This is a genomic window from Chthonomonas sp., from assembly GCA_016788115.1.
Taxonomy (GTDB): domain Bacteria; phylum Armatimonadota; class Fimbriimonadia; order Fimbriimonadales; family Fimbriimonadaceae; genus UBA2391.
Map to the genome: position 1 here is coordinate 139,114 of JAEURR010000008.1, position 22,858 is coordinate 161,971.

The 22,858-nt window shown below is 59.7% G+C and carries 21 protein-coding genes; 10 read left to right on the forward strand and 11 right to left on the reverse strand.

The annotated features are described in order from the left end of the window. Positions 1–12: 12 nt before the first annotated feature. Complete coding sequence (gene gcvH / locus JNM85_10095) at positions 13–390, forward strand: glycine cleavage system protein GcvH (protein MBL8088402.1); 378 nt, start codon at positions 13–15, stop codon at positions 388–390. A 70-nt stretch (positions 391–460) separates the two neighbouring features. Here the strand turns inward: gcvH and JNM85_10100 are convergent, their stop codons facing one another. The 6 genes from JNM85_10100 to lysS all read right to left on the reverse strand — a co-directional run bounded on the left by JNM85_10100 (position 461) and on the right by lysS (position 8,072). Then, positions 461–676, reverse strand: a complete 216-nt coding sequence (locus tag JNM85_10100; GenBank protein ID MBL8088403.1) for a hypothetical protein — start codon at positions 674–676, stop codon at positions 461–463. A 5-nt stretch (positions 677–681) separates the two neighbouring features. Next, positions 682–1,638 (reverse strand): prepilin-type N-terminal cleavage/methylation domain-containing protein, encoded by a 957-nt coding sequence (locus JNM85_10105; protein ID MBL8088404.1) that lies wholly within the window; start codon positions 1,636–1,638, stop codon positions 682–684. 106 nt (positions 1,639–1,744) lie between these two features. Beyond that, entirely contained in the window at positions 1,745–2,665 is a 921-nt protein-coding gene (gene era, locus JNM85_10110) for a GTPase Era (protein MBL8088405.1), read from the reverse strand. Between the two features lie 3 nt (positions 2,666–2,668). Next, positions 2,669–5,845 carry a hypothetical protein gene (locus JNM85_10115; protein MBL8088406.1) on the reverse strand — a complete coding sequence of 1,059 codons (3,177 nt, stop codon included), beginning with the start codon at positions 5,843–5,845 and terminating at the stop codon, positions 2,669–2,671. Further along, positions 5,820–6,530 (reverse strand): HAD-IA family hydrolase, encoded by a 711-nt coding sequence (locus JNM85_10120; GenBank protein MBL8088407.1) that lies wholly within the window; start codon positions 6,528–6,530, stop codon positions 5,820–5,822. Before JNM85_10120 ends, JNM85_10115 begins: the two co-directional genes overlap by 26 nt. Before the next feature lie 24 nt (positions 6,531–6,554). Then, a complete protein-coding gene (gene lysS, locus JNM85_10125) occupies positions 6,555–8,072 on the reverse strand; it encodes a lysine--tRNA ligase (protein MBL8088408.1) in 1,518 nt (505 codons plus the stop codon). Between the two features lie 58 nt (positions 8,073–8,130). On the opposite strand from lysS, the gene JNM85_10130 reads away from it, so the two are divergent. Next, the gene (locus JNM85_10130; GenBank protein MBL8088409.1) at positions 8,131–8,733 is read left to right on the forward strand and encodes a phosphatase PAP2 family protein; all 603 of its coding nucleotides are present in this window, start codon (positions 8,131–8,133) and stop codon (positions 8,731–8,733) included. Here the strand turns inward: JNM85_10130 and JNM85_10135 are convergent. Continuing rightward, the gene (locus JNM85_10135; protein MBL8088410.1) at positions 8,683–9,654 is read right to left on the reverse strand and encodes an acetyl-CoA carboxylase carboxyltransferase subunit alpha; all 972 of its coding nucleotides are present in this window, start codon (positions 9,652–9,654) and stop codon (positions 8,683–8,685) included. The two genes, JNM85_10130 and JNM85_10135, sit on opposite strands and share 51 nt — an antisense overlap. Beyond that, positions 9,651–10,463, reverse strand: coding sequence for an acetyl-CoA carboxylase, carboxyltransferase subunit beta (gene accD / locus JNM85_10140; GenBank protein ID MBL8088411.1), 813 nt, complete (start codon positions 10,461–10,463; stop codon positions 9,651–9,653). The genes JNM85_10135 and accD overlap by 4 nt, the downstream gene beginning before the upstream one ends. A 43-nt stretch (positions 10,464–10,506) precedes the next feature. Between accD and JNM85_10145 the strand changes: the two genes are divergently transcribed. From JNM85_10145 to JNM85_10175, 7 genes are read left to right on the forward strand one after another with little or no spacing between them, the layout of a single operon-like run. Next, entirely contained in the window at positions 10,507–11,985 is a 1,479-nt protein-coding gene (locus tag JNM85_10145) for a proteasome accessory factor PafA2 family protein (GenBank protein ID MBL8088412.1), read from the forward strand. 58 nt (positions 11,986–12,043) lie between these two features. After that, entirely contained in the window at positions 12,044–12,604 is a 561-nt protein-coding gene (locus JNM85_10150; protein ID MBL8088413.1) for a sigma-70 family RNA polymerase sigma factor, read from the forward strand. A gap of 9 nt (positions 12,605–12,613) precedes the next feature. Next, positions 12,614–13,042: a hypothetical protein gene (locus JNM85_10155; GenBank protein MBL8088414.1), complete on the forward strand. Its 429-nt coding sequence runs from the start codon at positions 12,614–12,616 to the stop codon at positions 13,040–13,042. A gap of 4 nt (positions 13,043–13,046) precedes the next feature. Continuing rightward, the gene (locus JNM85_10160) at positions 13,047–14,594 is read left to right on the forward strand and encodes a hypothetical protein (protein ID MBL8088415.1); all 1,548 of its coding nucleotides are present in this window, start codon (positions 13,047–13,049) and stop codon (positions 14,592–14,594) included. Then, positions 14,591–16,969: an HD domain-containing protein gene (locus tag JNM85_10165; protein ID MBL8088416.1), complete on the forward strand. Its 2,379-nt coding sequence runs from the start codon at positions 14,591–14,593 to the stop codon at positions 16,967–16,969. Before JNM85_10160 ends, JNM85_10165 begins: the two co-directional genes overlap by 4 nt. Positions 16,970–16,979: 10 nt before the next feature. Beyond that, on the forward strand, positions 16,980–17,429 hold the full coding sequence (locus JNM85_10170; GenBank protein ID MBL8088417.1) for a TrkA family potassium uptake protein: 450 nt from the start codon (positions 16,980–16,982) through the stop codon (positions 17,427–17,429). After that, positions 17,429–18,097 (forward strand): TrkA family potassium uptake protein, encoded by a 669-nt coding sequence (locus JNM85_10175; protein ID MBL8088418.1) that lies wholly within the window; start codon positions 17,429–17,431, stop codon positions 18,095–18,097. Before JNM85_10170 ends, JNM85_10175 begins: the two co-directional genes overlap by 1 nt. Here the strand turns inward: JNM85_10175 and JNM85_10180 are convergent. The 3 genes from JNM85_10180 to JNM85_10190 form a co-directional block, all read right to left on the reverse strand. After that, entirely contained in the window at positions 18,094–19,155 is a 1,062-nt protein-coding gene (locus JNM85_10180) for an LD-carboxypeptidase (protein ID MBL8088419.1), read from the reverse strand. The two genes, JNM85_10175 and JNM85_10180, sit on opposite strands and share 4 nt — an antisense overlap. Positions 19,156–19,180: 25 nt before the next feature. After that, positions 19,181–19,510: a VOC family protein gene (locus tag JNM85_10185; GenBank protein ID MBL8088420.1), complete on the reverse strand. Its 330-nt coding sequence runs from the start codon at positions 19,508–19,510 to the stop codon at positions 19,181–19,183. A gap of 106 nt (positions 19,511–19,616) precedes the next feature. Continuing rightward, a complete protein-coding gene (locus JNM85_10190; GenBank protein MBL8088421.1) occupies positions 19,617–22,304 on the reverse strand; it encodes a pyruvate, phosphate dikinase in 2,688 nt (895 codons plus the stop codon). A 253-nt stretch (positions 22,305–22,557) separates the two neighbouring features. Between JNM85_10190 and rpmE the strand changes: the two genes are divergently transcribed. After that, positions 22,558–22,812 (forward strand): 50S ribosomal protein L31, encoded by a 255-nt coding sequence (gene rpmE, locus JNM85_10195; protein ID MBL8088422.1) that lies wholly within the window; start codon positions 22,558–22,560, stop codon positions 22,810–22,812. The last annotated feature ends 46 nt before the right edge of the window (positions 22,813–22,858 follow it).

Genomic DNA, 22,858 nt, shown 5'->3' on the forward strand with positions numbered 1-22,858 from the left:
CGTGAAAATCTATTGAAAGTGCCTACTGATTTGAAATACACGAACAGCCACGAATGGGTGCGACTTGAGGGCGATGTTGCCACGATCGGGATCACCGATCACGCTCAAGGGGAGCTAGGAGACGTCGTCTTTGTGGACCTACCGCAAGTCGGTCGGGCGCTGCAGACCGAAGAGAGCTTCGGCACTGTGGAGAGCGTGAAGACTGTGAGCGATCTGTACGCCCCTGTTGCTGGGGAAGTTGTGGAGACCAACGGCGCACTCGGGGGCCAGAGTGAGCTTGTGAACACCGATCCATACGGTGGCGGGTGGCTGGTCAAGATTCGGGTTGCCGACGCGGCAGCGGTTGAGGCACTCATGTCGCCTGAGCAGTACAGCGCCGAACTCAGTTAAGGCTGAGACCTAAGCAAAAGAGCCCTCGCATCACTGATGCGAGGGCTCTTTGTGTCGTCAGGAATTCAGGCTATCCGCCTTCGTCCTTTCCAGCCCCGCCAGGTGCTGTCTGGGTGGTCGCGCCTGCACGCGACTCTCCGGGTGCCGGAGCACCCTTAGGCAGGTCCGTGGTCTCGACCTTGCCTTGCACAGGGGGGCGATCATCCTTCACGTCGTTTGCGCAGCCAAAGAGAGCACACGCGGAACCGACGATCGCTACTGCGAACAGAATTACTTTGATCTTCATAGTGATTATTGGCAATAGGGGGCCTGTGATGCGACAGAGCCGTCCACGTAGACCGCCGGGTCATTAGTCGTGAAGTCCCAGTCAGGTCGGAACATGTACGGGTGACAGCCACCGCCGCCACCGTAGAACCAGCGGCCGCAAGGCATGGCGCGTGAACCGTACTTGCCCCAAGGATCGCGTCGGGGATCCGTACGCGCCGTAGCTGCGGTCGTTCCGAGAGAAAGCTTCAGATAGCGAGCACTCGAGTCCGTCGCAACCATGACAATGCCCCCATTGAACGCGTCTACGCCGGTGAGAGTGGTGTTCGTGGTGTAGCCACTGGTGCCACCGTTCGCGGTCGAACAACCGGCCGCGCTCGCAGGTGAGTAGATGCAGGGCGAGTTCGCGTCGTTGCACTGCAGCCACGGCGAAGCGTAGCCATAGCCGTACAGCGAGCGACGACCGTGGCCGTGCCAGAACAAGATCTGCTGCGAAATAGCGGCGACCGCTGTGCTGGCATATCCGTTCAAGTTGCCGTTATAAGTGTACGTCGGGGAAACGAGGCCGGTCGGCTGAGTCGCGGGTCCGTAGGTGCCCGAAGTGTTGATCACCTGACCTGAGGGACACTGAAGGATCTGCGTATTCTTCATGTACGGCTGCATCGAGTTGAATACGAAGGTAGCCGCGGCGTCACGCTTCCACGCAGGGTCGGTCGCTGGAAGTTGGCTCGCCGGAACCGGAATGAATCGGTTCCAGTTGTAGCCACCCGCAGGATCGCTCGGGTGGAAAGCGAGTGGGAATAAGTCGTCCGAGTCTGCCAAATAGATGTTGACCGCAGTTCCGCTCTGCTTCAGATTCATGAGAGACTGGGTTTTCTTCGCCGCAACCTTTGCCTGGGCGAAAACGGGAAACAGAATGGCGGCAAGAATCGCGATGATTGCAATGACCACAAGGAGTTCAATAAGAGTAAATGCCTTTTTCATAGTGCACCGTCTACGGAGATTGCCTGGAATGACTCCGAAGATAGCTCACTATACAGCAATTCTCGCTGCATCGATATGCTGCTGCGAGAAACTTATGCGTTGCCGATCACGTAATCTCGAGATCGTGTAGCATGCGCGGGTTCTGACGCCACTCTGGTCGAATTTTGACGACGAGTTCTAGGTACACCCGCTGACCTAAGATGTCCTCGATTTCGATCCGGGATTCGGTGCCTATCTGCTTGAGCATCGCCCCCTGCTTTCCGATCATGATCGCCTTCTGTCCGTCCTTCTCGACGACGATGCTAGCCGTGATCCGCACACGATCCCGCTCCGGTTCTGGCTCCCACATCTCCACGACCGTCGCGATCGCGTGGGGAACTTCCTGTTTTGTGAGTCGCAACGCCTTCTCGCGGATGAGCTCGGCGGCGAGCCGCCGCATCGGTTGATCGGTGAACTCGTCCTCGGGCCACTGGCTGTCACCCTGCGGAAGCCGGGCAACGATCATTTCCAGCAGCTTCTCGGCGTTCTGCTTCTTGGTTAAGCACGTGAGCATGTACTCTGCGGTGCCGAAGAGCTCGCAGTACGCCTCGACATTCTCCTTGACGAACTCAGCGCGTAGAAGGTCCATTTTGTTGAGACACAGGATGATGCCGTTGAAGCCTGGGTGTTCTTGGGCATGCGGATACTTCCAGACGGCTTCTACAAGCTCGGCGATGGCGCGGTCTTCGTCCTGCGGTGGCTTGCTGCAGTCGGCCACGAACAAGATCATGTCGACCTCGGCCAACGCACCTTTGGCGGCGTCGTTCATGATCCGCCCGAGATGGGTGTGAGGCTCATGCATGCCCGGCGTATCCAGCAGTGCGAGTTGGAAATCGGGTTCGGACAGAATGCCCAAAATTCGTGAACGGGTGGTCTGGCGCTTGTTGCTGACAATCGACACTTTCTGGCCGACGAGTTGGTTCACCAGAGTCGATTTCCCGACGTTGGGCTTGCCGATGACCGCAATGGCTCCGCAGCGGTGGTTCACAGGCTATTCCCGCTTCCTAAAGACGACGCTCATCCCAAGTTCTCCAATGGGCTCCGAGACTTCTCCAGGCCGCCGGTCCTGGCTGCCGCGCCGACGTCGTCGACGGCGTCTGGTCCCTGGGCTCACACGCTCGTCGAGGTCGCTGAGCTCCTCGGGAAGGTCCACCTCGATTTGGCTCGGTTTCAGCAGCAGGTCGTCAGCCAGCTCTTCGGTCCATCCTTCTTCCATCCACTCACCTAGCTTCATGATTGGGACTTCAAAGTTGAGGTGGTCGTAGTCAATCGTGTTTTCTGGGCGGTCCGGGATCGCCGGAGCGATGAGAAGCTCATCGAGATTGCGATTCAGCATCGCGTCCAACTCGCTGCGCGGCCCGACGGCAAAGACGTACGTCATCCCGTCCATGGCTGTGAAGCGAAGATGGGTTTGATCGAGAGCTGCCCACTCGTGGGTTCCGACATTGTAAGCGGCCCACTTGTCAGGCAACGTGATCGCCCGTGGGCCGGGCTTCGTACAGTGCACGGTGAGGAATGGCGGGCGCACATGGACCACATCGTCGTGGTAGTTCCATGCGGGGGCGCCGGCCATGTCTCCGAGGGCGCGGACCAAGGCTGGCGTCATCACCGGTTCGCCGAGGAACACACTCGTCCAGCGGCCGTCCGTTTGCTCTGCTCCGTCGAACTCCCGAATGACGTAGCTGGGCAGACCGGTTTGGCTGTACTCACCCAGGACGATCGCGTTCTCGGGGATCGCGAAGTAGCTTGGTTCTAGCTGGCTGCCAGCAGCCAGATCTCGATCTGGAATCGCCTCGCACAGCGGGTGACGTCGGTTCAGGACCGTTGAACCCGACCTGCTTGCGTAAGGCTGGGGCTTGAGGGCGATGCCGGTAACCTCGCGTACCCGTTCTAGGGCGTCGCGGCCCGAATCGAAGACCCCTGCTGCGTACATCCAGAAAAGAACCTTTCCGTCGCGCTGAAGACGACTCTTGATCGCGCTTCGCACTTCGGGTCGGATGTCCCACGCATTCACGAAGATGTGAACCTTACACTCGGGGAAGTTCTCACGGTGGGCGAGATCGCTCAGCAAATAGAAGCCGGCGCTCAGCCCGCTGCGCAGGACCGATTCGCGCACGTTTTGCACGAGGAGCCCAAACGCTTTGGCGTCGGCCAAGTAGGCTAGCGAGCGCTCGTCAATGAAAACGGCCACATCGGGATTTGTTGCTTGCCCGATGCGGGCTCGGAGCAACGCTTCTCGGACTAGCTCGGCACGTTGCCAGATCCCGGGAGTATTGAGCCATCCGTTGCCCCAAATGTCCATCCAGCATATGCCGCTGCTATGGGCAAGGGCCGCGCCGGCTCCGCGCCACTGGACGCTCTCGAGCGCCTGCGGAGTTCGGATGGTTGGGTTGAAATCGTCCGGCTCTTGCTGGCCGCTGCTGATTGGCGTCTTGAAGTCCTCTTCGCTGATGTAAAGCTTGCCATTGAGCGCAAAGCTGTCAATAGGGCAAGGGAACGGACATGTGCCGCCCGGCAGTCGATTCTTGTAGCTTGGCGGACCGGCAATGATGTCTACTTCGGGCGTCCGGAGCAACTTGCCGAGGCTCAGGTGGCCGCTGGCAGCGTGATCCCACTCAAACGTGTACCCGTAGCTCACTCCCACAAGGAACATTCCATCGGTCGCTTTCTTGACCGCATATGCCAGGCTGCTGATCCGCTCGACGGTGGCGTCGCTCAGGAAGAGGTGCGTGTCCACCCATCGGCGCTGCTTGCGCCCGGTGCGCACAAAGTCCTCAGCCTTGCCTGAGTTGTACTTTGGCAAAAGGACGTTATCAAAGGTGACCTTTCCGTCAAACCACGCGGCCCGGAGGGCCACCGTGTCGTTGCTGTAGCGCATTCTCAGCCACTCGCGGAACTTGGTCAAAGACGCTGCCGAGGTGTCGTAACCTTGGCCGTTGGCGAAGAACCACTCGCCCCGTTCGATGTGCAGACCGAGGATGTTGCCCGCATTCGGCAGGCGCATCAGCTGCTGCGAGAAGCTCGCGAGACATTCAGCCGCAACCTCCCAGAACTCGTCGTGGCAGATGCTCGGTTCGGCGAGCTCGCCCTGTGCGTTCGCGTAGGCCGCTCCGGGATATCGTTTTTCCCAGTCGTTCGGAGCGGTGAAAACCAGGCGGAACATAACCTGCGAGTCTGGGTTGACGCTCACTGTCTTGTCGAGCAGAAACGCGGCGACACCGACGGCATCCTCAACTCGCGCAGGATCGACGATGAACTCAACGTAGTGGATGAACGCCGAGACCCCGTGCTCGTGGGCGAGCCGGATCTCTTCGAAAACGTTGTCCGATCTGCGCTGATCCGAGGCAGCCCCAAAGAAAAAGATGGGAGGAATGACTTTGCCGTCTCGAACGAGCAGCGCGTGGCCCTCTTGCTGGATGACTTGGGGAGCGTTCGCTGGGATTCGCACCGGCTCGCGCTTCGGCTTGGCGGGCGGTTCGGGCTCCTTTGAAACAACGGGTTCAGGGCGCGGCGTCTTCTCAGCGCGTGCCCGCTGCGGTCGTTCAGGTCGAGCTTGTTTTGGCTCCTCGCGCTCGGAATCGGGCACCAAGGCGTCGGCGGCAGTCACGAGTTTGCCGCGTCCGCGTCGTCGGCTGCGGCGCGTCGAGCTTCGTGCTTCCTCCTCGGCTTCGGGCGCGGCGGCCCCGCTGGCAATGCTTGCGGCGGTACCGGCGGCGCGCCACTGGAGGATCACGAGCTCATCGCGATTCGGGGGCGTTGTGATCTCCGGAAGCGCTGGGATGGCCACGGCTGCGGGCTTCTGGCCACCACGAATCGGCTTTGCCGAGACAGCGGCGGGCTTTTGGGGGGTCGCCTCGCGGCGGGTCACCGGGCGGAAAGAGATCTCGATGCGGCCTTCGGGATCGTTCCAAGCAAACTGGGTCGGCTTCGGCTTAGGGGCTCGCTTCCGGCTGGCTGGCTTCTCCGGTGCCGTTTCAACTGCGGCGGGTTCGGGATTCGGCGCAGGCGTACGCTTGGGGCGGGATGGGCGCCGCGGCGCCTCCGTAATGGCTTCGACGACGGGGGGAACTACCTCTACGTTCGGGGTCTTCTTGGCGCGAGTAGTTCGCGTCTTCGGCTGTTCGGTTGCGACCGCGGTCGCTTCAGTGGTTGCTTTCGGTTTTCGCATAGGGGATTTCTAAACTCTGTTGGATGGCTTCAAGCAAGGCTTCGGGAGTATCGAACATCGCCAGCGGATGCCACTTGGCAAGCTGTCCGACCGTTCCCGCTCCGTACGTGACGCCGATGGATCGGACTCCGGCACTGGCAGCGCACTCCAAGTCGAATGCGGAATCGCCGATCAGGATCGCTTCCGCGGGGGTGACCTGAAGCTGATGGCAAGCCGCCTCGGCAGGGTCTCCCGCTGGCTTTGGGTGCGCGGCATCTTCGGCGGCAATGACCGAATCCACTTGACTCAAAGCTGGAAACTGATCGAGGAATTCGCGCAACTCGACACGATTCTTGCTCGTGACTAAGCCGATACGTTTTCCTGCCCCGCGGAGCTGGTGCATGGCCAGAACCGCCGGTTCAAAAAGGCGACTGCGCGACTGATGATGACGAAACCGGTCCATCGCGAACTGTACGCGATCTTGGACCTCATGGGGAGCGGACTCGCCGAGACCGAGCAGATTCATCTGATCGTGAAGCGGGCGTCCAATGATGCTCCGTAAAAAACCGTCATCCGGTCGGGTGCCTGAAAACTCTTCGAATGTATCTCCGAGACCTGCCGCAATGATCGGCACGGTATCGGCGAGAGTTCCATCGACATCGAAGAGTACAGCTTTGCACTCGCTCAACGCCTGTAGAACTGTCATCCGTGCCTCAAGTATGGCAGATCGTCACTCGGCGGCGTGCGACTCAGGCCGCATCATGGGGAAGAGCAGGATCTCCCGCAGCGAATCCGCGCCCGTGAGAAGCATCGCCATACGGTCGATACCGATGCCGCACCCACCCGTCGGGGGCATCCCGCATTCGAGCGCGTAAATGAAGTCTTCGTCCATCGGATGCGCCTCTTCGTCCCCCTTTTCACGCTCAGCGACCTGGCCTTCGAACCGCTCGCGCTGGTCAATGGGGTCATTGATCTCACTGAACGCGTTGCATAGCTCTCGCCCAAGCACATACCCTTCGAATCGGCGGGTAAATCCGGGCCGGGCGGGGTCCTTCTTGGCGAGCGGCGAGGTCTCCAGCGGGTAGCCGATGACGAATGAGGGCTGGATGAGCGTCGGCTCGACGAAGACCTCGAGCAGCTTCTCTATCAGCCCACCGAGCTGGTGCTCCTCTTCAAGGATGATCCGCTTCTTGGTCTGTTCGTTGAAGAGCCGCTTGCCAGCGAGGGCTTTCTTGGCGGTCTCGAGCGTGGCGAAGTCTTCCGGCGACGTCTGCGTGTGCCGCCCGATCTCGCCGAGCAAGTCAACGCGGTGCCAGTCTGGCCCAAAGTCGATTTCGGTTTCACCGTGCAGAATCTTGGTCGTGCCGAAGACCTCAAGCGCGACGCTTCGCATCATCTCTTCGACCAGGGTCATGATGTCTTCCAAGTTCGAGTAAGCCTCGTAAAACTCCAGCAGCGTGAACTCGGGGTTATGCCGGTTGCTCACGCTCTCATTGCGGAAGACACGTCCGATTTCGTACACCTTCGGGACATCGCCGCAAATGCATCGCTTGAGGTAGAGCTCCAGAGAGATTCGAAGCTTCACTTCCAGTTCGTAGAAGTTGTAGTGCGTGAGGAATGGGCGTGCGGCCGCGCCACCAGCCTCAAGCTGCAACAAGGGGGTCTCCACCTCCAGATAGCCGCGACTGTCCATGAATCGGCGCACGCTGCTCACGATCCGCGACCGATCAAGCAGCAGCTTGCGAGACTCGGGATTCGCGATCAAATCGAGGTGGCGGTGGCGGTACCGTTGATCGACATCTGTGAGTCCGTACCACTGTTGGCCGTCCTTTTCCTTGCCCAGCGGCAAGCTCTGCAGGCACTTGCTCAGCGGGACGAAGTCGCGGACATGAATGGACTGTTCTCCGGTTTTGGTAACAAACAGCTCGCCGCTGACGCCCACGTGATCGCCCAGGTCCAGGAGCTTGAAAACTTCCCAGAGGGTCTCCCCGATGTCATCCTTGCGGAAATAGACTTGGATCTTGCCGTCGCCATCGCTCAGGTGGGCAAACGCTGCCTTTCCCATCAGACGGCTGGCGACCACGCGGCCCGCGAACTGCACCTGCTTACCTTCTTCAAACCTCTCAAGAAGGCCCGAGGCCGTGTCAGAGCTTACGAACCGCTCTTGGGCGAACGGATCAAAGCCCAACTCTCGAAGCATTTGTAGGTTCTGGAGTCGGATATCGCGCAGGGATTGATCTTCGGACATTGAAGAGCGATTGTACTCGAAGGTTCGAAACCCCACGGGTTGAGTAAGATTTGTCCCGTTGGCGAACCTATTTCAGTTTGATCAGGATCTGTATCGCGCGATCCATGTGAGTCTGCGGCGGGAGTGGCTGGACCCAGTCATGATCGTCATCACATCGACCGGTCTGGGTTGGGTTCAGCTGCTCCTCCTGGTCGCCTGCGCCCGGCGCGAGGGTTGGCGACGCGTGGCAATCTTGGCGCTGTGGGCGGGTGCACTTTCGGGTTTGCTGCGGCTTGGGGTGATGCGGATAGCCGATCGGCAACGTCCGAGCAATTTCGAGTGGTCGAGCCCGCTGGAGAACGTCCGGGGGAACAGTAGCTTCCCGAGCGGGCATGCAACGACCAGCTTCGCGATCGCATTCATGGTCATCTTGCTTGTCCGCAACACCGAGTACAAGTGGGTTGGATGGGCGACACTGGGGTGGGCGCTGCTCGTGGGGTACTCGCGCGTCTATGTCGGCGTCCACTATCCGCTGGATATCTTGGGAGCGGCATGCATGGGAGCCACTTGCGCTGGCCTTGCGCACATCTCGGTAGAGAAGACGCGATTCTTTGCGGAGCCTGCCGCAGTGCTAGCCGATTTTGCCAAGCGCACGATAGCGCGAGTAACGGGCCGCCTTTAAGGCGTCCGGCTTTTGCTTCAGCAATGGCTTTAGAGCCTTCTGCACTGCCTCTTTAAGGAGCGTTGCCGCCTCGATTGGGTCGCGGTGCGCTCCGCCGAATGGCTCGGGAATGATGCCGTCAATGAGGCTCATTTCAAGCGCGTGCTGGGCCGTGAGTCGCAACGCTGCCGAAGCCTCTGGCCCCAGAGAGGCATCGCGCCAGAGAATCGCCGCGCACCCCTCGGGTGGGATCACGCTGTAAACCGAATGCTCTTGCATCAGCACGGTGTTTCCGATGCCGATACCGATCGCACCGCCGCTACCGCCTTCGCCAATGACGACGGAGACGATGGGCACTTTGACTTCAAACATCGCGAGCATCGAATCGGCAATGGCTTCGCTGATGCCACGTGACTCGCTCTCAACTCCTGGGTCTGCGGCGGGGGTGTCGACCAGGGTGATGATCGGCATGCTGAACCGGTCGGCCATCTGGAACAGCCTGATTGCCTTGCGGTACCCCTCGGGCTTGGACATCGCAAAGTTGCGCATTTGCCGCTCTTGGATGTTGCGTCCCTTCTGGTGGCCGAGGACCATCACCGGCTGCCCGTCAAGCGCGGCTGGGCCGCCCACGATCGCGTGGTCTTGTCCAAAGAGGCGATCTCCCTGCAACTCGATAAAGTTCGTGAACAGTGCGTTGATGTAGTCGAGGGTGTAGGGTCGTGGCTCGGCTCGCGCGACCAGCACCTTCTCCCACGGAGTCAGGTTGGCGTACTTCTTCTCGATGTACTTGTCCCGCCGTTGCTCGCTCGCCTTGATCGTTTCATCGATCTTATGGCGTTCTTCTTCGGTGGCGGTGACGGACCGTTCGCGCAGCTTGGCGAGCGCTTCATCGAGCTCTATGAGCGGCTTCTCCCACTCTTTCCAGCTCTTGGGTTGGGTCACTTGCGCCCTCCGAGCAATCGGCAGAGGTCGGATAATGTGTCGCGCATCTCTCGGCGCGGAACAATTCGGTCGATGAATCCGTGACGCAACACCCACTCGGCGGTCTGGAAGTCATCGGGAATCTTGACCACCTGTGCCTGTTTGCTGACGCGAGTCCCCGCGAAGCCGATCAGCGCCCGGGGCTCCGAAAGAATGACATCGGCCACGCTCGCGTAGCTGGCGAGCACGCCCGCCATGGTCGGGTCCGTGAACACGGCGATGAACGGTGCGCCCACGCTGCGGCAACGCTCGACTGCGGCAGTGGTCTTCGCCATCTGCATCAAGCTGAGCAGACCCTCCTGCATGCGTGCACCCCCCGAGGCGCAAAAGACAATCGCTGGGATCTTCTTGTCTGCCGCTCGCTCCAAGGTGCGGGTGATCTTTTCGCCCGCGAGGCTCCCCATCGAGCCGCCCATGAATCCAAAGTCGCTGACCGCGACGGCGACCGGGTTCTCCTCAAGCTTGGCCATACCGGAGACGATTCCGTCGGGCTGCCCCGTTTTGCTGATCGCTTGGTCGAGTTTGCTTTGGTAGTCAGGGAACGAAAGCGTATCGACACTTTGAATGTCGGTGTCTTCTTCGACGAAGGAGCCCTCGTCGAATGTGTATTCGATCCGGGTCTTGGCATTGAGTCGGTGGTGATGACCGCAATTGGGGCAAACCATCATGCCCTGATCAAACTCTCGGCGAAACAGGGTCTTCCGGCAACTTGCACATTGCAGAAACGCATCTTGAAAACGCTGCTCGCGCCGCCGTACTCCCAGCCGCATGGCCAGCAGGATACCCCGGCCATTGCATGCGTAGAATAGGCGCATGAGCGGGTCAAGGTTTGAGCGGATTGTGGGCGTCGAGACTGAATTCGGCACACTGACCGACTGCCCCGAGTTCAGTAATCCTGAGCAAGCGGTTGCCGCCATCAAAGACGCTGTCTTCTACGATCTCAAGCTCGGATTGATCGACCGACATGCCCGAGACGATGTGTTCGAGCCTGCACTCAGTGGCGGATTCCTCATGAACGGGGGGCGACTCTACATTGATGCGGTTGGTTCGCACCTGGAGTACGCCACCGCCGAATCGAGAACGATCAAAGACGCGATTGCACACGACCGCGCGGGTCACCGGATCATCACTCAGGCATTGCGCGGACTCGCATTGCAGGACAAAGTCTCCGTCTATAACAATTCAGTAGATCACTTCGGAGGCCATACCTTTGGATCGCACGAGAACTACCTGACCGTGATGGAGGAAGACTTCTTCAGTCACCAGGTGAACGAGCTGATACCGTTCCTCGTAACGCGACAAATATTCGCGGGAGTCGGACGAGTCGGGGGACACCGTTTGGATGCCGTAGCAAAGCGGCCGAGTTACGATGAAGTTATGGCAAATCCGGTGGACTACATCTGGGTCAGCCAAGTTTACGGAGTGGAGCCGGACTCAACTGTCAACTTTCAACTCAGCCAACGAGCTGACCATATCATCAAGTCCGTCGCAAGCAGGGTCCGGTTTAACCGCGCGCTGATCAACCCGAAGTGGGAGCATTTTTACTCCCACGATCGGATGCAGCGGTTACACCTTCTCTTTGGCGAGTCGAACCAGATGGAGTTCGCTTTCGCCCTGAAGCTGGGGACGACGCGCCTGGTGTTGCATTTGATCGAGGATCGCGTCCTTGACTCGTCCATCTGGCTCGATAGTCCGCTGTACGCGCTTCGCGAGATCAGCCGCGACCAGACCTTCGAGTGGCGTGTGACGATGGCAGATGGTTCGGAGTCCGACGCAGTCTCCGTGCAGCGACGCTACCTGGAACTTGCCCAGGGCTATCGCGGAATGAGCGCGGAGGGTGATTGGACACTGGATGCCTGGCAGCAGACTCTGGACGCGCTCGAACGCGACCCTTTGTCACTCGGTGACCGGCTTGACTGGGTCGCCAAGCGGGCGATGGTTGAGACCTTCAAGGAAGATGCAGGGATCGATTGGACGGACGATGTGCTGCACTCCATCGACCTGGAGTATCACAATCTGGATCCCGAACGATCTCTTCACCGAGCGCTTGTCGAGTCAGGACAAGCGCAGCGCTTTGTCACGGACCTCGACATTATCGAGGCGATGACGGAGCCGCCGTCCGACACCCGCGCGGCCGGAAGGGGCAAGCTCATCCGTCGCGTGCTGCAGCGCAAAAACCCGCGTTTCTACGTCTTCGATTGGAATGGGGCATCGACCGAGCGTCACGAGTTTCTGGAGTTTTCGGACCCGTTCCATACGTACGAAGAGGTGGTTCCACCACAAGAATCGTAAATTTCTTCTCTTGTGAACTATCAGAAATAAGGTAGACGTCGTAAACTTGAGGCATTCCATGAACGGTTCAGCGACGAATCAAGCAAGTATGGACGCCCGCATCGACGAGATGCGGTGGGTAAGCCGCGTACGCCAAGGGGACGAGGTCGCACTGTCGATACTCATCTCCCGGCACCGCACTAGGCTCATCCGTGTTGCCGCGAACATCCTGCGCGACGCGCACGAAGCAGAGGATGTCGCCCAGGACGCTTTCCTGAAAGCGTTCCGCGAGATCAAAAACCTTCGCGATGACCGCGCCTTTTCCGGCTATCTGTATCGCATCTGCGTCCGACTTTGCATGGACCGGCTACGATCGCGCAAAGCGGACACCGCCGAATTCGACGGAGTCGAGCAAGATCGCGGCACCCAGGTGGACAACAAAATTGTCATCCAAAAGCTGTTGGGATTGCTGGCACCCGATTTGCGCACTACACTCGTCCTCCGAGAAATGGAGCAACTGAGCTACGAAGAGATTGCCGATCTTATGCACGTCCCGGTGGGCACGGTCCGATCACGGCTGCATACGGCTCGGGAGCGTTTTCGACACCTGTGGCTAGAGGAGAGTCGCGGAGCGTACTGATTCGGTCCCATGAACCATCGCCTGAAAAAGTTTTGGAAACTGTGGCACATCTCCCACGATCGCGAATTGACCGATCGTGAGGAGTATTTCGTGCTGAATCTGATGCGGGAAGCCCCGGAGATCGAGGCCGAAGCGGGAGAGAACGAGAAGGCGTTTGCGGCATTGAGGGATGAATCCATGGATGTCACCCCGTCTCCCGAGTTTGACGCAAGGCTGCTTCGCATGGCAAAGGTTCAGTTTGGCCGAGACCAGTTCCGGTACTGGTCGCCCGCACTCGCGGGGGCCTGTATCGCCGCGGTTGCGGTGTTTGCAATTCTACAGGCTTTGTCGCAGCCGATTGACCCGACCGATCTTCGCGGCAAAGAAGCGCGTCGTGTCTCCATCGATCGTACGGTCTTCCCAGAACCGAGCACTTCGCTCAAGTTCGTGACGCCGTAGCCTGATGCGGCCGATCAGTCGGGGGCTCATCGGGGCGTGCATTGGAGCGCTACTGGTCCTCGTCTTCTATCCAACCACCCGACCGTACTTCAATCCAGGGGAGCTCCACCGTGTGGAGCCACTCCTCAAAAGGTCGGTTTGGATTCCGGAGAACCTGAAGGTCGCCCCAGATCCAGTCAATGCGGTGGCCGCCGCTTACTACTTGGGACTCGCGGCACAGAAGCTCGAGCTGCAAGAGCAGTCGAATCCGGTAGATCTTGATCGATGGGCTCGGCTGGCCGAGCAGCTCACGGCGAGCGACAAGACGAACGCGTTCTGGCCACAATTGCTGGCAGTTTTGCGCGATGCCCAGGGTCGCCCCGATCAAGCGCGCTGGGCTTGGAGCTTGGGCTCAAAGCGCATGCGCTGGGACGACTATCAGGAGGTCCGAGTGAATCGGGTCCTTGAGGAGATCGGCAGCTCAACAAGCCCCGACCTTGCGTGGCACAACTCGGTGGCGTTTCAAACGCGGCTGACCGCCGCTCCCCGGCTAATCCGTAGGTACGGTGCGCGGCTTGTGGGAACCAAGCCACTTTCGGATCCTGAGTCTTTGGACATCCGGTACGAGACAGTCCGCAATGCCCAGCTACTGCGCGACGGTTCGCAGACGTTAGAGCAGTTTCGTATCGGCGCACTGCTCATGGAGGTACCGGCGCGCCCTGTCAAGGTTGCAGACTCCTCGTCCGAGAGACAATTGCTCCTCGGTCGATTTGAACTCATCAATGCGATGCGCGCGGCAGGTCAAGTCGGCCGCGGAGCTGAGCTGGAGGCTGCCTACCAAAGGAACGCAAGCTGGATCGCGCTCATCGGGTTCGCGGAGGCGTCTGGCGACCGAAAGAGACTTGAAACTGCGGCATACTTTTCAGGCACTGTCGGGCCATCCATGGTGGCCTTGTGCCTGTTTGTCAGCTTGGCGGCGACACTGGGCTGGGTGCTCGGGGTCGGCCGCAAGATCACGGGCCAAAAACTACTCGGACTGGCGGCGCTCAACATTCTTGCGGCCCTGATCCTGAGCCATAGTTGGTATGTCATTCTTGCGACCTGTGCTTGCTGGGGGTTTTTCTTGGTTTCGAAGCACGCTCGCCGGTCTGCGCAGATCGATGATCTGGGGCTGCTTTTTCGAGTAGTGCTGACTGTACTCAGCGGGGGGCTCATTCTTTCAGGAGCGTTACTCATCATGAGCCGATCGGATGCAAATCTCGCTCTCAGCGAGGTCGCCTCTTGGACATTTGGAAACCTGACAAAGCCTCAGCCTATGCTCGAGATATCGCTGGTGTTGATAGCGCTGACAGCATTCCTTTGTCCGTCATGGTCGTTAATCTCGCGGTTCCCGACGTTGCGCGTCTTTGACTATGTCAGCCGCAAGGCGTTAGAGAACCTTTTGGTTTCTTCGCTTTTCGCGGCGGTCTTCGTGGGACTCGGCGCGATGGTCGCGGACCGAGCGATTTCCGTTCGATTGTCCGAACTAGGGCGTAATGAGCCGACTTACTACTATAATCGATGGGCGAAATGAATCTGACCGAGTCCATGATCGCGCCCGAACTGCTGGCTCGACGCCACACTTTGCTGCAAGAGTTGATCGACCAACCGAGCGGGCTCGAATGGTGTGCGCGGCTCACAGACGTCTCTGATGCGGCGATACGCGCCATTCTGCAACGAACATCAGACAAACTCGGTGTTGTCCCTGAGGTCGCGGTCATCGCTACCGGTGGCTACGGCCGAATGGAGCTAAGCCCTTGGTCTGATCTTGACCTGACGGTCATCCCCAGGGACGAACACGATGCAGAACTCGACGGCTGGCTCAAGTCTTTTTTTCTGTCGCTGCAGGAAGAGATTTATCGCTACTGGCACATCAAGCCGAGCTACGCATATCGGCTCATGGGCGATCTGGCGGGGGCGGACACCAAAACGCTAACAAGTCTGCTTGACACTCGGCTTCTTTGGGGGTCCCATGACGTTCATGAGATGTTCCAGGCTCAACTCGTTGCCGAACTCCCAGTAGGGCAGTTTCTCATCGATAAGGTTGCCGAACGAGAAGCTGCGTTTCGGCGGTGCCACGACACTCCTCTGGTCGTCGAACCTGACCTCAAAGAGGGCGCGGGTGGACTGCGATGCTTCCAGACCGCCAATTGGATCGGAACGGCGATTGGTGAGCGGCCACGCCGGGCGACGCCAGACTACGAGCGTGTCGTCCTCGCGCGCAATCTCTTGCAAGTGAACTCGGGCGCAAATCGCAATGTGTTGACCCGCCCACAGCAGGGCGAGATTTGCGAGCGCCAAGGCTGGGATCTCTTCAAATGGATGGGTCCGCTCATTGAATCGATGCGGGCACTGCACGCCACGTATCGTTCGGCACGCGAAGAGTTGCTTGAGGGCCGGTATCGCGTCTACGGGAACGTCTACGCGGCTCGCGGCGAAGTGAGGATTGATGGCAATGCCCGCTGCAGCGAGGCCGCCTACGGAGTGCGACTTGCGTCCACCCTCGGGTTGCGTGTTCCCGAGCACCGGGTCCTTTGTCGTTCCGAGATCGATCCACGGGAGGCACTGGACGCGATTTCGCGCAGCGAGCAGAGTTTGAGAGCGCTTGACGCGTGCGGAATCTTGGAACAGATCCTGCCGGAGTTCACCGCATGCCGCGCCTGGTTGCCAAGAGACTCCGATCACCAGTTCGCAGTGTACGAGCACTCTCTTCGAATGCTTCGGATTCTTGAGCATCGTTCGGGATGGCCCGGCTGGCTACAGGAGCTTGCAGAGGAGATTGAGGATTACGGACTCTTAACGCTCGCGATCCTGCTCCATGACGTTGGCAAACGCCAGGATGAGGCGGCGCACGAAGAGCTTGGCGCAGAGGCAGCGCGGGTCGTGGGTCAGAGATGGAACTTGGAGCCAGCGCAAACCGAACTCGTGGCTTGGCTCGTGCGTGAGCACCTCACCCTGGCGCGATTTGCACGGTTGCGGGACGTGGCGCTCCCCGAGACCTCTGAAGAGCTTGCGGGAATCGTCGGCACCGTCAATCGGCTGGCACTCTTGGCGGTGCTCACCTATGCCGACATTTGCGCGGTCCGCGAAGGCGCGTGGAGACCCGACATCGAGTCGTTCTTGGTGGAACTCACCTCGCGCACACGCGGGATCCTGCAAGGCCGACACGCTCCGGTGCCCAGCCACGAAGGTGTCCGACGACGCGTGATGCGGCGCGCAAGCCGAGGTGCGATCTCCGCAGAGGATATGGCAGCGTTCGTAGAAACACTGCCCGCAACCTATTTGGCTTCCGTACCCATAGAGCTCGTTGAACAGCATGCGGAGTGGGTGAGTTCAGCGCGCGATCAGGCGGCGATTCTTGACTTTGCCGATCGCCCCGATGGCGTCCATAGCGATCTGACGGTGGTCACAAAGGACGAACCAGGACTCCTGAGCCGCATCCTTGGTGTTCTCTATGCGATGGACCTGAGCATCGCAGGGTTGCGGGCTCACACAACACGAGAATCGGATCCGATGGCCATCGACGTCATCACGGTGTCGTTTGGAAAACAAACAATCTCGAAATCCCTCGCCGAGCGGACCATCGCAACCTTGCGCAGCGTGTTGAATCGCGAGGTGTCCGAAGAATCAGTGATCCTTGCCCGTGGTAAGGATCCCGAAAGGACTCAGCGCATCTACGAGGCGAACTACCGGGCTGGGAACCCTGCCATGTTGGAGATTCGAGCCCCCCGCGGTCGAGGACTGGCGTTTCGAATGTCGCGGCTCATCACCCATTTAGGTTGGGATATTCAGTCTGCAAGAGTAGGACAGTGGGGGGGGCTTGGAGTCGCCGGATTCTATGTCGTGGGTCGTGACGGTGCACCGGTGACCCAGGCCGAGTTCGATTCAGCGTTCCCTCCGCAGGTATAACTAGCTTCGGATGAATGTTGTGATCTTTGGTTGCGGAAGAACCGGGGCCACGCTCGCTTTGCAGATCGCAAAGACCCACCAGGTCACGATCATCGAGCAAAACCCTGAAGCGCTGAGAAGACTGGGCTACAAGCATAATTGCCGGGTCATCTTGGGGAGCGGAATTGACGAAGAGGTACTGGAGCGCGCGGGAATCGCCTCATGCGACGTCTTCTTCGCCGTGACCCGGGGAGACAACACCAACCTGATGGCGGCCCAGATCGCCCGACTCAAGTACCACGTTGCTAAGGTTTGCGTCAAAGTGGCTGACCCTAATCGCGCCGAGGTCTACCGAGGGCTCGGATACTTCTGCATTACGCCAAGCGCGCTCCTGGCGGGGATGTGCCGAGACTGGCTCGGGGGCGTCCCGTATGCTGAGATTGACAGCTACAACGTCCTGCCCAAGGAACTGGAGATCTAATGTATTTGATTCTTGTCGGTGGTGGAAACGTTGGACTTCAGCTTGCCCGGAGGCTCCAGCAGCGCGATCACGAGGTGTTGTTGCTTGAGAAGGACCCCTCGCAGGCTCAGCGGCTTGCTGCTTCGCTCGGCGATGATTCGGTCTTCCTCGGCGACGGGTGCGAGACCTCGGTCCAGAAAGCGGCCGGGTTTGGTCGTGCAGACGTCGTGGTCGCTGTCACGGGCGAAGATGAGGACAACCTAGTCGTTTGTCAGATGGCCAAGGTCATGTGGAAAGTCGGTCGAGTGCTTGCGCGTGTGAACGACCCCAGCCACGAAGAGATTTTCCGTCAGATCGGCATCGACGACACTGTCAGTGCGACCGGCATCATCTTCAATCTCTTGGAGCAGCAGATCAGCACGGATCAAGTGATCCCGCTCGGCACGCTCGCCAAAGGCAATATCGAGCTCGTCGAGACCGTGCTAAGCGGTCGATCTCCGGTGGTTGGCAAACGAGTGCGCGAACTAAGTCTGCCGCCCCGAGCAAACATCATCTGGATCAACCGCGGTGGGCAGGGGATCTTGGTCAACGGCGACTCGGAGCTTGTAGAAGGCGACGAAGTTGTGGCGGTGGTCCCGACCGACGAAGCCGAGGACCTGCGTCAGATGCTCGTGCCCGTGCGGTTCTAGTCCACCGCAGGTTCCAAGACCGTCATCATGCGTCTGTCCGCGTCGATCGAGACTTTCGCGCCGATCGGTAGGGTCAACTTGTCCTTGATGTGTCCTGCGTACAGCCCGGTAAAGACCGGTACCTTCAGCCAATCGGTCGTGTTCTGCAGAACCTGTACCAGGCTGAAGCTTCGCACGTCGTCGTTGGGTCCGGCGTCTCGATCGATCTTCGGCGGTCGGAAATCGGCGAAAACGAGGCCCTTGAGTTGCTGTAAATGACCACCCAGCCACAGCGTTGTGAGCATGCGATCGACGCGGTACGGTGCCTCGTTGGTGTCTTCGAGAAAGAGGATGGCATCGCGGAAGTCCGGTCCGTACGGCGTCCCGGCGGTGGCCGCAATGAGGCTCAAGTTGCCTCCGATGAGGCGGCCCTGAGCCTTGCCACCTCGTAGAGTCTGCGCCGCGGGTTCGACAGGCCTTCCGGCGAGCGCCGTAGGGGTTGCAAGCACGCCCATCGCTTGAGCGTTCATCACTGCGCGCTTCCACCACTCGCCCTCGAACCCTTCGAACTTAGCCTCTGCAATGGGTCCGTGGAAAGTGATCACCTCCGACTTGCGAGTGAGCGCGGTCAGCAGCCCGGTGATGTCACTGTAGCCACTGACGACCTTCCGATGCTTGCGGAAGGCGTCGTAGTCGAGCATGGGAAGCATCCGCATGGTTCCGTAGCCGCCCCGTAGAGTGATGATCCCGCGGACTTCCGGATTCTTGACCGCCCAGTTGAAGTCTTCGGCGCGCGCCTCGTCATGCCCCGCCAGGTACCCCCAGACTTCGTCCGCCCTCGGTCCGATCACCACTTTGAATCCCAGGTTCTCCAGGTTCTTCGCGGCGGAGGGCAGATTGTCGGGGCCATCGGTGACGCCTGCGGGGGCAATGATGGCGACAGTATCCCCCGCCCTCAGATGCGGCGGTCGAATCATGGCGCGACCCTTTGGCTTGGTGGCTGCGGCCAAGGTCGCCGCGGGAGCAAGCATCGCGGCGCTCGCACCGGCAAGGAAGGTTCTGCGGGTGAGATCGGACATCGTGCTCCCAGTTTGACCCAATTCGTCATGGTTGCCACCGGGGATCGTAGAATCGCTGGAACTCCAAGGTGTATCCGTCCGGATCTTGAGCAAAGAAGTGGACGATCTGGTACTTGGGGTTATCCCGGGGCGGACCGTCGGTGACGATACCTTCCCGTAGAAATTGAGCGTAGCGCGCGGCGAGATCCGCTTCGACGAAGGTGAGCATGATCCGCCGGTCGGGCTGTACTGCTTCTTCGGCTTTGCAGAGCCCCAGAAACGCCCCCCCGCTGACTTCCAAGATCAGACACTGCCCTTGGTCGAGCGTGAGCTTGAGCCCGATCAGGTCGCAGTAGAACGCTCGCGATCGCGACAAGTCTGCGCAGGGGAGGAAAGTGATGAACTGGTCAGCCACCGCCCATTATGCAAAATGCCCCTGCGTCTCGGCTGAGTCGCAGGGGCAACGGAGGCTTAGAGAAGCGTTACTTGTCGAGCGTCACCTTCACGCCGTCGCGCAGCGCAGCCTGGGCTGCAGCGAGTCGGGCGATGGGTACCCGGAAGGGCGAGCAGCTGACGTAGTCGAGGCCGATTTCGTGGCAGAAGTAGATCGACTCGGGGTCGCCACCATGCTCACCGCAGATGCCGCACTTCAGGTCTGTGCGGGTCGCACGGCCATCATCAACGGCCATGCGCATCAACTTGCCGACGCCGGCGAAGTCGACGGTCTCGAACACGTTGTACGGCAGGATCTTCTGCTCGACGTAGCGCTGAAGGAACTTGCCCTCGGCGTCGTCTCGGCTGTAACCAAACGTCATCTGAGTGAGGTCGTTCGTGCCGAAACTGAAGAACTGGGCATACTCAGCGATCTCACCGGCCGTCAGAGCGGCGCGCGGAATCTCGATCATCGTGCCGAAAGCGTAGGGGATTTCAACCCCCTGCTCGCGGACGACGTCCTTCGCGGTCGCTTCTAGCTGGCTCTGGATGACGCGCAGCTCGTTCACAGTTCCGACGAGCGGAATCATGATTTCCGGAAGCGCCTTCCTACCCGCCTTGATCAACTTCGCGGCTGCCTGCAAGATCGCGCGCGTCTGCATGACGACGAGGCCAGGGAAGATGATCGAAAGTCGAACGCCGCGCAGACCGAGCATCGGGTTCGATTCCTTCATCTGGCTGACGGCGGCGAGCAGCTCCTGCTTCGTCCCGAGTTCGCTATCGAGGCCGGTCACACCCATCGACTTTCGAGTTTCGAGGATCGTGACTTCCTTGAGCAGTTCCTCGTGCGACGGCAAGAACTCGTGCATCGGCGGGTCGATGAGCCGAATCGTGACGGGGCGACCATCCATGGCTTCGAAGATTCCTTCGAAGTCCGACTGCTGCATCACTTGGAGTTTGTCGAGGGCCCCCTGGCGCTCGGTCTCATCGTTGGTGAGGATCATCTGCTGTACGATCGGCAGTCGATCATCCCCGAAGAACATGTGCTCGGTGCGGCAGAGGCCAATACCTTCGCATCCAAACGTGATCGCCTGCTGGGCGTCGTGCGGATTGTCTGCGTTTGCGCGGACCTTCAGACGGCGGAAACCGTCTGCCCAGTGCATCAGCGTGTCGAAGTTCCCAGTGATTTCGGGCTCGATGAGCGCGAGCCCTCCGAGGAACACTTCGCCCGTCGAACCATCGACGGTGATGATGTCGCCTTCGTTGATGGTGAGGTCGCCGTGATGGATCTTGCGGGCCTTCACGTCGACGTGGAGCGATTCGCAACCAGCGACGCAGGGAATACCAAATCCGCGGGCGACAACTGCAGCATGCGAAGTCTTGCCGCCTCGGGCGGTCAGGATCGCCTGCGAGGCGAGCATGCCATGCACGTCGTCGGGGTTCGTCTCTTCGCGGCAGAGAATGACCTTCTCGCCTGCGTGACCACGTGATTCGGCGGTGTTCGCATCGAAAACGGCGATCCCGACCGCAGCGCCGGGCGAAGCGGCGAGACCCTTCGTGATGGCCTTGACACCAGCGGCTGCCTTCGGATCGATGCGCTTGTGCAGCAATTGATCGAGGTGCGACGCGGAGACGCGCTGGACGGCCTCTTCCTTGCTGATGAGCCCTTCACCGACCATCTCGACGGCGGCGCGAACTGCAGCCGGGCCGGTCCGCTTACCGGATCGGCACTGGAGCATGAAGAGCTTTCCGTGCTCGATCGTGAATTCCAAGTCCTGCATATCCTTGTAGTGATGCTCAAGGACGTCGCAGACGCGAACGAACTCATCGTAGATTGCAGGGTTCTGGTCCTTCAGTGCGCTGATGGGCACCGGAGTTCGCACACCGGCCACAACGTCTTCGCCTTGGGCGTTCATCAGGTACTCGCCGTACAGGATGTTCTCGCCGGTCGATGGGTCGCGGGTGAACGCAACTCCCGTCCCGCAGTCGTCACCGGCGTTGCCGTAAACCATGCTCTGGACGTTGACCGCGGTTCCGATGTCGTCGCTGATCTTCTCCTTGCGGCGATAGGTGATGGCGCGGTCGTTGTTCCAACTCTTGAAGACGGCTTCGACCGAAAGAGCCAGCTGCTCCCACACATCGCTGGGAAACTCGCGGCCCGCACCTTCGCGAACGTGGGCAAGGAAGAGGTCGCAAATATCCTTCAAGTGCTCGGCGGTGAGATCGAGGTCCGAAGCCGCGCCGACTTTCTTCTTGTACTCCGCGAAGATGTGGTTGTCGAACCCGTGCTTGCTCAGGCCGAAGGCGACGTCCGAGAACATCATGATGAATCGGCGGTAGCTGTCGTAGACGAATCGGGCGTCGCCCGTCTGCTCAATCATCGACTTCACAGTGTCGGCGTTCAGACCGAGGTTCAGAACCGTGTCCATCATGCCGGGCATGGAGAATTTCGCACCGGATCGCACCGAAACGAGAAGCGGGCATGCGGGGTCGCCAAACTTCTTGCCAAGAGAGGCTTCTATAGCGTGAACGGCCTGCTTCATCTCGTCGAGCAGACCGTTCGGGAACTTCTTTCCATTGCTGTAGTACTCGTTACAGACTTCCGTCGTAACGGTGAACCCAGGGGGGACCGGGAGTCCGATGTGGGTCATTTCGGCTAGGTTTGCACCCTTGCCTCCAAGAAGGTCGCGCATGGAAGCGTTACCCTCGGTGAACAAATAAACTCGCTTGTTGCTCATGATTTTCGTACCTTGCTCCCCCTGGGGTAGTGCCGCGGAGGGGGTCCTAGGTGATAGTCCTTCTAGGCAGTCCGAGTCGTTGCCGAGCGGCGACGTTGGCGGGGGGCCCCAACCCTGATCCTGCGGCTTCAATTTTACCTCCTTTGAGGCTGAAACGGACCGTTTTTCACGCGTTGAGATTCGTGGAACAGGTGTGCTATAATTCAAGTTCGGGCAGGCACTCCGTGCCATCTTGCGCCCAAGGATTGACGCAATGAAACAAGGCATCCACCCAAACAACTACCCGGTGATCTTCGTCGATGGCGACCACGAGTGGACGGGCATTTCAAGCATGAAGACGAACGAGACTCGCGTGGTAGACGGAGTGGAGCACTACGTCATCAAGCTTGAAATCAGCGCCTTCAGCCACCCGTTCTACACGGGCCAGAAGAAAATTATCGACAGCGCCGGTCGCGTCGAGAAGTTCATGCGCCGATACGCCAACTCGGGCCAAGCTGGCAGCAAGTAATCTCTCAGCCACGGCTGAACGAGCCCAGAAGGCAAGAGCCTCCTGG

Coding starts and splice junctions, on each gene's coding strand:
- JNM85_10100 (MBL8088403.1), bottom strand. CDS start 676: ATGAAGATCAAAGTAATTCTGTTCGCAGTAGCGATCGTCGGTTCCGCG.
- JNM85_10105 (MBL8088404.1), bottom strand. CDS start 1,638: ATGAAAAAGGCATTTACTCTTATTGAACTCCTTGTGGTCATTGCAATC.
- JNM85_10115 (MBL8088406.1), bottom strand. CDS start 5,845: ATGCGAAAACCGAAAGCAACCACTGAAGCGACCGCGGTCGCAACCGAA.
- JNM85_10120 (MBL8088407.1), bottom strand. CDS start 6,530: ATGACAGTTCTACAGGCGTTGAGCGAGTGCAAAGCTGTACTCTTCGAT.
- lysS (MBL8088408.1), bottom strand. CDS start 8,072: ATGTCCGAAGATCAATCCCTGCGCGATATCCGACTCCAGAACCTACAA.
- accD (MBL8088411.1), bottom strand. CDS start 10,463: ATGCGGCTGGGAGTACGGCGGCGCGAGCAGCGTTTTCAAGATGCGTTT.
- JNM85_10145 (MBL8088412.1), top strand. CDS start 10,507: ATGAGCGGGTCAAGGTTTGAGCGGATTGTGGGCGTCGAGACTGAATTC.
- JNM85_10150 (MBL8088413.1), top strand. CDS start 12,044: ATGAACGGTTCAGCGACGAATCAAGCAAGTATGGACGCCCGCATCGAC.
- JNM85_10155 (MBL8088414.1), top strand. CDS start 12,614: ATGAACCATCGCCTGAAAAAGTTTTGGAAACTGTGGCACATCTCCCAC.
- JNM85_10160 (MBL8088415.1), top strand. CDS start 13,047: ATGCGGCCGATCAGTCGGGGGCTCATCGGGGCGTGCATTGGAGCGCTA.
- JNM85_10165 (MBL8088416.1), top strand. CDS start 14,591: ATGAATCTGACCGAGTCCATGATCGCGCCCGAACTGCTGGCTCGACGC.
- JNM85_10170 (MBL8088417.1), top strand. CDS start 16,980: ATGAATGTTGTGATCTTTGGTTGCGGAAGAACCGGGGCCACGCTCGCT.
- JNM85_10175 (MBL8088418.1), top strand. CDS start 17,429: ATGTATTTGATTCTTGTCGGTGGTGGAAACGTTGGACTTCAGCTTGCC.
- JNM85_10180 (MBL8088419.1), bottom strand. CDS start 19,155: ATGTCCGATCTCACCCGCAGAACCTTCCTTGCCGGTGCGAGCGCCGCG.
- JNM85_10190 (MBL8088421.1), bottom strand. CDS start 22,304: ATGAGCAACAAGCGAGTTTATTTGTTCACCGAGGGTAACGCTTCCATG.
- rpmE (MBL8088422.1), top strand. CDS start 22,558: ATGAAACAAGGCATCCACCCAAACAACTACCCGGTGATCTTCGTCGAT.